The organism is Mesorhizobium sp. M7A.F.Ca.AU.001.01.1.1, assembly GCF_004022735.1.
Lineage (GTDB): Bacteria > Pseudomonadota > Alphaproteobacteria > Rhizobiales > Rhizobiaceae > Mesorhizobium > Mesorhizobium ciceri.
In genome coordinates this window covers 1-8455 of sequence record NZ_RZPF01000233.1, presented here as the reverse complement: position 1 = coordinate 8455, position 8455 = coordinate 1, and the positions used below count along the sequence as shown (strand labels likewise).

The following is an 8455-nucleotide window of genomic DNA, read 5'->3' as shown; positions in this document are numbered from 1 at the left end:
TCTTGGCACAAGTTGGCGCGAAGCCTCCTCTTCCGGTCTGGCGGTCTGACGGCGCCCCCCAAGCTGGCTAGTCTAAATGATAGGGATTCGGTGCCGACACCACTCGTCCCAAATACGTCGCGGCGAGGTTTGTCTGCAACCCGGCAATCACACGCCGCCCCGCCGTGGTAATGAAGACGTCTCTGTCGAGTCCGACGGAATATGATGCGCATGGAACCGCTGGTAGAAAAGGTGACCAGCGACAGGTGGTTCGAAGCCCGCGTCTTGCCGCAGCTGCACGTTCTACTCTGGGGTAACAAGAGGGTAGTGTATACCTTCTCCTAGCTTCGCCGCCAACTACTCGGTTTTCCGAATTGCTCTCTATATTCTTGAAGACGATGCGTTCGTTAAAGACATGTGCTGCGCACCTGGTGTAAAAGCTGCTCTCATCATGCAGAGGTCAAGCCAGTCGGGCTCATCCGAGGCTATGGCCGTGAGCACTGTTCAGTTCGGCAGAGAGGGCGCTTTTGTACACACTTTGCGATCGTGGCGGCCCCGTGGGCAGATCTGCAAGCTGCCGCGACACTAACCTCTCGAAGCCCGCCCGCCCGCCTTTCGTGCAGCTTCCTCTGAACAAAACCACCGCTCGCCCTTCAATAGGTTGATGCGTGTCTCCCAGTAAGATTCCTGTCCAAGAACGTGATAATCTTCTTGCCAGTGTTGTAGCTGATGTTGCCCTTGATGCCGCAGCCTACCGCGGCGGGACCAAACTCAATGGCAAGCAGGCCGGCTAGGATCGTGCAGCCAGTCGCGAGCCTCGCCCACAACGGGGTCTCACGCGCATGAGGGCGCCGACCATGGGTTCGGCGGTTCATACGCGTATAACACGTATCTTTCTGAAAAAATCAATGCTCTCGGCTAAGCTACTGAATTATTTGGCTTCCATATAGCGCGTCGGCGGAACCAACTTGTAGACGGGCTATGAAAGGTTAAGCGCGGATGTCTATCGGCCGCCGGCGTTCCCGCTCTGTAAGCCTGCCTGAACTACCCGCGCCGCGGTCAAGCCCCAGGCTCCTGCTCATCCAGCGACCGCCCGATCAATGGCAGGCTGGAAAGACAAGAGCCGATGTCTTCCGATGGTCTCGCCATCAGCTTTGGGCTAACTTCCCCATTCTCCCGCTTCGAGCTCGACACACGGCGGTTTGGATGGCGCACGACAATCTGTGTCGGCTTTGTCGTGTCCGTGACAGACGCCTGAAAGGCCCGTTCGCGCGTTTTGCCGCCGTCTAAGCGGCTGGAATTTAATGACAAAGTTTCTTCTGGGATCGGCCGATCACGCTGGTACGCTTTTTGCGATGCTTGGTGTGAGGCGGCACGAGCTGCCTATCGGCACTTGTGTCGCGGGCAGTCGCGATAATTAGAACGAAGGAAGGAAAGCTATTATGTCAGGTCTGCGTCAGATCGCCTTTTACGGAAAAGGCGGCATCGGCAAGTCCACCACGTCCCAAAATACGCTCGCTGCCCTTGTCGACCTCGGGCAGAGAATCCTCATCGTAGGATGCGACCCCAAAGCCGATTCCACACGCTTGATCCTGAATTCGAAAGCTCAGGATACCGTCCTGGATCTCGCCGCACAGGAAGGCTCGGTGGAAGACCTCGAACTCCAGGACGTGCTCAAGGTGGGCTACAGAGGCATCAAGTGCGTGGAGTCCGGCGGCCCCGAGCCGGGTGTCGGTTGCGCCGGCCGCGGCGTCATCACCTCGATCAATTTCCTCGAGGAGAATGGCGCTTATGACGATGTCGATTATGTCTCCTATGACGTCCTCGGCGACGTGGTATGCGGCGGCTTCGCCATGCCGATCCGCGAAGGCAAGGCCCAGGAGATCTATATCGTCATGTCCGGCGAGATGATGGCGCTCTATGCCGCCAACAACATCGCCAAGGGCATCCTCAAATATGCCCATTCGGGCGGTGTGCGGCTGGGCGGGCTGATCTGCAATGAACGTCAAACCGACCGCGAACTCGATCTGGCCGAAGCACTGGCTGGCCGATTGAATTCCAAGCTCATCCACTTCGTGCCCCGCGACAACATCGTCCAACATGCCGAACTCAGGAAGATGTCGGTGATCCAGTACGCGCCGGACTCAAAGCAGGCAGGGGAATACCGCGCTCTGGCCGAGAAGATCCACGCCAATTCGGGCCAGGGTACGATCCCGACGCCGATCACCATGGAGGAGCTGGAGGAGATGCTGCTCGACTTCGGCATCATGAAGACCGACGAGCAGATGCTTGCCGAGCTTCACTCCAAGGAAGCGGCGAAGGCGGCGGCCCAGTAGTGACATTAGCGCTGCCATGAATCGGCGCGCCTTGCAGAGAACGGCGCCTATTCTTTGAGGCGTCACCCAACCTTGAAAGGGGGACTCATGAGCCGGGAATACGAGAATGACGGTGCTCTTCATGCGAAGCTTATCGAAGAGGTGCTGTCGCATTATCCCGACAAGGCGGCGAAGCGCCGCAAGAAGCACCTCAACGTCGCAAAGAGCGGCAACGAGGCTGGCGGGGAAAGCGAGGTCCTTTCCGAATGCGACGTCAAATCGAACATCAAGTCCATTCCCGGGGTGATGACGATTCGCGGCTGTGCATATGCTGGTTCGAAAGGCGTGGTGTGGGGGCCAGTCAAGGATATGGTCCATATCTCGCACGGCCCGGTCGGCTGCGGCCAATATTCTTGGTCGCAGCGCCGCAACTACTACGTCGGTACAACGGGCGTCGACACGTTCGGGACAATGCAGTTCACCTCCGATTTCCAGGAGAAGGACATCGTCTTCGGCGGCGACAAGAAGCTGGAACAGATCATTGACGAGATTGAAGTCTTGTTTCCGCTCAACAACGGCATCACCGTGCAGTCCGAATGCCCTATCGGCCTGATTGGCGATGACACCGAGGCCGTTTCTCGCAAAAAGACCAAGGAGTATGACAAGACGATCGTGCCGGTACGCTGCGAGGGCTTCCGCGGCGTCTCGCAGTCGCTTGGCCACCACATCGCCAATGATGCAATCCGGGATTGGGTCTTCGACAAAAAGGATGTCAAGTTCGAGGCCGGCCCCTACGACGTCAACGTCATCGGCGACTACAATATCGGCGGCGATGCCTGGGCCTCGCGCATACTGCTTGAGGAGATAGGGCTGCGCGTGGTTGGCAACTGGTCGGGTGACGCCACACTCGCAGAGATCGAGCGCGCCCCGAAGGCTAAGCTCAATCTTATCCACTGCTACCGGTCGATGAATTACATCTGTCGGCATATGGAGGAAAAGTATGGCGTCGCCTGGATGGAGTACAATTTCTTCGGTCCCTCCCAGATCGAAGCCTCTCTGCGCAACATAGCCAAGCATTTTGGGCCGGAAATCGAGGAGAAGACCGAAAAGGTCATTGCCAAGTACAGGCCGCTTGTTGATGCGGTCATCGCCAAGTACCTGTCGCGCCTGGAAGGAAATACCGTGATGCTCTATGTCGGCGGCCTGCGCCCCCGCCACGTCGTCACGGCCTACGAGGACCTCGGCATGGTCATCGTGGGCACCGGCTATGAATTCGCCCACAGCGACGACTATCAGCGCACCGGCCACTACGTGAAGAACGGCACGCTGATCTACGATGACGTGACCGGCTATGAGTTGGAGAAATTCATCGAAGGGATTCGCCCAAATCTGGTCGGCTCGGGAATCAAAGAAAAATACCCGGTGCAGAAGATGGGCATACCGTTCCGCCAGATGCATTCCTGGGATTATTCAGGCCCGTATCACGGCTACGACGGCTTTGCCATTTTCGCACGTGATGTGGATCTCGCCATTAACAACCCGGTCTGGGACCTATTCCACGCGCCTTGGAAAAGAAGCCGGGGCGATGAGCGGGCGATGGCTGCCGAATAAACATTTGCTTCAGCCCCAGTCTCCCACTGAGACGGTGAACTCCCGCGGCCTCTGATCCGCCGGAGCCTGGAACGTCTTGACGTCCTGAGCTGCCGTCCCGCGCAGCCAGATGCAAAAGAGGTAATCATCATGCCGCAGTCGGCTGAAAAAATTCTCGATCACGCTCCCCTGTTCCGCGAGCCGGAATACAGAAAGATGCTCGCTGAGAAGAAGCTAAACTTCGAATGTCCGCACCCCGATGAAATCGTTTCCGATCAGCGCGATTTCACCCAGACGTGGGAATACCGCGAAAAGAACCTCGCCCGCAAAGCGCTTGTCGTGAACCCGGCCAAGGCCTGCCAGCCGCTGGGTGCGGTATTCGCTGCCGCCGGCTTCGAGCGAACCATGTCCTTCGTCCACGGCAGCCAAGGTTGCGTCGCCTATTACCGCTCGCACCTGTCGCGCCATTTCAAGGAGCCTGCCGCGGCGGTCTCCTCCTCAATGACCGAGGATGCGGCGGTGTTTGGCGGCCTGAAGAACATGGTCGACGGGCTCGCCAACACCTACCAGCTCTACGACCCCAAGATGATTGCCGTGTCGACGACCTGTATGGCAGAGGTCATTGGCGACGACCTGCACAGCTTCATCCAGAACGCCAAGGACGAAGATTCAGTCCCGCGCGACTTCGACGTGCCCTTTGCCCACACCCCGGCCTTCGTTGGCAGTCATGTCGACGGCTATGACAACATGGTCAAAGGCATTTTGGAGCACTTCTGGAAAGGTCAGGAGCGTACGCAAATCGAAGGAACCATCAACATCATTCCGGGCTTCGACGGCTTCTGCGTCGGCAACAACCGGGAGCTCAAGCGCCTGCTCGATGTAATGGGCGTGTCCTATACATTGATCCAGGATGCCTCTGACCAGTTCGATACGCCTTCGGACGGTGAATACCGCATGTATGACGGGGGCACGAAGATCAACGAGGTGAAGAAGGCCCTCAACGCCGAGGCAACGCTTTCGCTGCAGCATCACAACACCCGAAAGACACTGGGCTATTGCGAGGAGGTCGGGCAGGCGACGGCCTCGTTCCACTATCCGCTCGGCGTTCAGGCGACGGACGAATTCCTGATGGAGGTCGCGGCGATTTCCGGCAAGGAGATTCCCGAGGCAATTCGCCTCGAGCGCGGCCGACTGGTAGACGCCATGGCGGACAGCCAATCCTGGCTGCATGGTAAGAAATACGCCATCTACGGTGATCCCGACTTCGTTCACGCAATGGCCCGCTTTGTCATGGAGACCGGCGGCGAGCCAACCCATTGCCTCGCCACCAATGGCACCTCGGCATGGGAAGCCGATTTGAAGAAGCTGCTAGCATCCTCGCCTTTCGGCAAGGCTGCCCAGGTTTGGGCGGGCAAGGACCTGTGGGCGCTGCGCTCGCTGCTCTTTACCGAGCCGGTGGACCTTTTGATCGGCAATTCCTACGGCAAGTACCTGGAGCGCGACACCGGAACGCCGCTGATCCGGCTGATGTTTCCGATCTTCGATCGGCACCATCATCACCGCTTTGCGCTCTTTGGCTACCAGGGCGCGTTGCGCGTGCTGACGACGATCCTCGACAAGATCTTCGACAAACTCGATCGCGAGACGAGCGAGACGGGTGTGACGGATTATTCCTATGACCTCACGCGCTAAGAGCCGTGGCCGGCTTTTCGCCGAGGCCATTCCTTGCCCAATGGACTGGGGAGGCTGAGCGATGTCCTCCCTCAGCGCCAAAATCAAGGACGCCTTCGATGAGCCCGCCTGCGATAAGAACCGTGGCAAAGATGCCAAGGCGCGCAAGGAGGGCTGCTCGAAGTCGCTGACACCAGGGGCGGCAGCCGGCGGCTGCGCCTTTGACGGAGCCAAGATCGTCCTGCAGCCGATCACCGACGTTGCGCATCTGGTCCATGCGCCGCTCGCCTGCGAGGGCAATTCTAGGGACAACCGTGGTGCGGTTTCGTCAGGGCCGACCTTGTGGCGGACAAGCTTCACGACCGACCTCACCGAACTCGACCTGGTGATGGGGCAGGGCGAGCGGAAACTCTTCAAGGCGATCCGCGAGATCAAGCACACATACGCGCCGCCGGCGATCTTCGTCTACTCAACTTGCGTAACGGCGCTGATCGGTGACGACATCGAGGCCGTGTGCAAACGCGCCACGGAAAAGTTCGGTTTGGCCGTGGTGCCGATCAATGCGCCTGGCCTGGCAGGCTCCAAGAACCTCGGCAACAAGCTCGCCGCCGAGGCGTTGCTCGATCATGTCATCGGCACGGTCGAACCCGACGACCCCGGGCCCTACGACATCAACATCCTTGGCGAATTCAACCTCTCGGGCGAATTCTGGCTTGTAAAGCCGCTCCTCGATCGGCTCGGCATCCGGGTGCGCGCCTGCATTCCCGGCGATGCGCGTTACCGCGACATTGCTTCCGCGCACCGCGCCCGGGCGGCAATGATCGTGTGCTCGACCGCGCTGATCAGTCTTGCCCGCAAGATGGAGGAGCGCTGGGACATCCCGTTCTTCGAGGGCTCCTTCTATGGCATCTCCGACACATCGCAAGCTCTTCGCAACCTTGTCAGGCTGCTGGTGAGGAAGGGCGCCGATCCGGAGATCCTCGAGCGCACGGAGACGCTGATCGCGCAGCAGGAGGCGATCGCGTGGAAGAAACTCGAATCCTACCGGCAAAGGCTCCAAGGCAAGCGCGTGCTGCTCAACACAGGCGGTGTGAAGTCCTGGTCGGTTGTCCGTGCGCTGATGGAGATCGGAATCGAGATCGTCGGCACCTCGGTCAAGAAATCTACGGTGCAGGACAAGGAGCGCATCAAACAAGTTCTCAAGCACGACAAGCATATGTTCGAATACATGGCTGCGCGCGAGCTGTACGCCATGCTCTCTGAACACAGGGCCGATATCATGCTGTCGGGCGGTCGCACGCAATTCATTGCGCTCAAGGCCAAGACGCCCTGGCTCGATATCAACCAGGAGCGCCAGCACCCTTATGCCGGCTATGCCGGCATGGTGGAACTCGTACGCCAGATCGACCTCGCCATTCACAATCCGGTCTGGTCTCAGGTGCGCCAGCCGGCCCCGTGGGATTGCCAGCCTGATCTAAAAGACGAACTGCCATGCACGAAGAAGGAGTCCGGGCACCTGTTCGATGAATTCGCCGGCGCGACGGCACACGAGTTCAGCGAGTGTTGAGGCGACCGATGGCCCGCATCCTTCCCCAGACCAAATCCGCGGCGGTGAACCCGCTGAAGTCGTCGCAGCCGCTGGGTGCCGCCTTTGCCTTTCTTGGGGTCGACGGCGCGATGCCGCTGTTCCACGGCAGCCAGGGATGCACAAGCTTCGCGCTCGTGCTCTTCGTACGGCACTTCAAAGAAACGATTCCATTGCAGACAACAGCGATGGATGAGGTGGCGACCATCCTCGGCGCTGCCGACCATCTTGAAGAAGCCATCCTCAACCTCAAGAACCGCACGAAGCCAAAGCTGATCGGGGTGTGCACGACCGCGCTGGTGGAGACGCGTGGCGAAGATTGCGCGAGTGATATTGCGAACATCAAGCTGAAGCACACGCAAGAGCTTGCGGGTACGGAGGTCGTGCTGGCCAACACGCCGGATTTTGACGGCGCGATCGAAGAGGGCTGGGCCAAGGCAGTCACCGCAATGATCAAAGGGATTACAGGCTCGGGCGAACGTGCGCGGCAGCCGAAGAAGATCGCGATCCTGCCCGGATGCAACCTCACTGTCGCCGACATCGAGCATATGCGTGACATGGTTGAAAGCTTTGGGCTCAAGCCGGTTATTCTGCCCGACATTTCAGGCTCGCTCGACGGTACGGTTCCTGACCGCTGGGTAGCGACCACATACGGCGGCACCAGCGTCGAAGACATTCGCGAGTTGGGCACGGCCATGCAATGCATCGCCATCGGTGAGCACATGCGCCGCCCGGCGAAAGCGCTGCACGGGTTGACCGGCGTGCCTTACGTGTTGTTCCAGTCACTGACTGGGCTGCAGGACACGGACCGCTTCGTGTCGCTGCTGTCTGCGATTTCGGGCGCGGCGGTACCGGCCCGCGTGCGCCGGCGCCGGGCGCAATTGCAGGACGCGATGCTCGACGGACATTTCCATTTCGGCGGCAAGAAAATTGCCATCGCTGCCGAACCAGACCAGCTGTTCCAACTTGCGACCTTCTTTGCTGGCCTCGGCTCCGAGATAGCCGCGGCCGTCACAACGACCGACAGGTCTAAAATTCTCGAGAAAGTCCCGGCGGTTTCGGTTCAGATCGGCGATCTCGGCGATCTGGAAAGTCTTGCCGTCGGTGCTGACCTGCTTGTCACGCATTCGCACGGGCGCCAAGCATCGGAGCGGCTCCGAATTCCGCTCATGCGCATCGGGTTCCCGGTCTTCGATCGACTAGGCAGCCAGCACAAGCTCGCAATTCTCTATCAGGGCACCCGCGACATGATCTTCGAGGTCGCCAGCATCTTCCAGGCCAACCAACACGCGCCCACTCCTGAGGCGCTTGATCC

Annotated in this window: 5 protein-coding genes and 1 pseudogene; all 6 read left to right on the top strand. The window is 59.4% G+C overall.

Going from position 1 to position 8455, the window contains the following annotated elements; translation table 11 throughout:
* Window positions 1-127 precede the first annotated feature (127 nt).
* Window positions 128-324 (top strand): annotated as a pseudogene (locus tag EN884_RS39560) (7-carboxy-7-deazaguanine synthase QueE); the annotation flags it as partial.
* Window positions 325-1421: 1097 nt separating this feature from the next.
* Entirely contained in the window at window positions 1422-2315 is an 894-nt protein-coding gene (nifH, locus tag EN884_RS16040; protein ID WP_024505261.1) for a nitrogenase iron protein, read from the top strand.
* A gap of 87 nt (window positions 2316-2402) precedes the next feature.
* Window positions 2403-3905 (top strand): nitrogenase molybdenum-iron protein alpha chain, encoded by a 1503-nt coding sequence (gene nifD / locus EN884_RS16035; RefSeq protein WP_024505262.1) that lies wholly within the window; start codon window positions 2403-2405, stop codon window positions 3903-3905.
* A gap of 129 nt (window positions 3906-4034) precedes the next feature.
* A complete protein-coding gene (nifK, locus tag EN884_RS16030) occupies window positions 4035-5576 on the top strand; it encodes a nitrogenase molybdenum-iron protein subunit beta (protein WP_024505263.1) in 1542 nt (513 codons plus the stop codon).
* Window positions 5577-5637: 61 nt separating this feature from the next.
* Window positions 5638-7122, top strand: a complete 1485-nt coding sequence (gene nifE, locus EN884_RS16025; RefSeq protein WP_128360624.1) for a nitrogenase iron-molybdenum cofactor biosynthesis protein NifE — start codon at window positions 5638-5640, stop codon at window positions 7120-7122.
* 8 nt (window positions 7123-7130) lie between these two features.
* On the top strand, window positions 7131-8455 hold a 1325-nt coding region (gene nifN, locus EN884_RS16020; RefSeq protein WP_128360623.1), incomplete at its 3' end, for a nitrogenase iron-molybdenum cofactor biosynthesis protein NifN.

Coding starts and splice junctions, on each gene's coding strand:
- nifH (WP_024505261.1), top strand. CDS start 1,422: ATGTCAGGTCTGCGTCAGATCGCCTTTTACGGAAAAGGCGGCATCGGC.
- nifE (WP_128360624.1), top strand. CDS start 5,638: ATGTCCTCCCTCAGCGCCAAAATCAAGGACGCCTTCGATGAGCCCGCC.
- nifK (WP_024505263.1), top strand. CDS start 4,035: ATGCCGCAGTCGGCTGAAAAAATTCTCGATCACGCTCCCCTGTTCCGC.
- nifD (WP_024505262.1), top strand. CDS start 2,403: ATGAGCCGGGAATACGAGAATGACGGTGCTCTTCATGCGAAGCTTATC.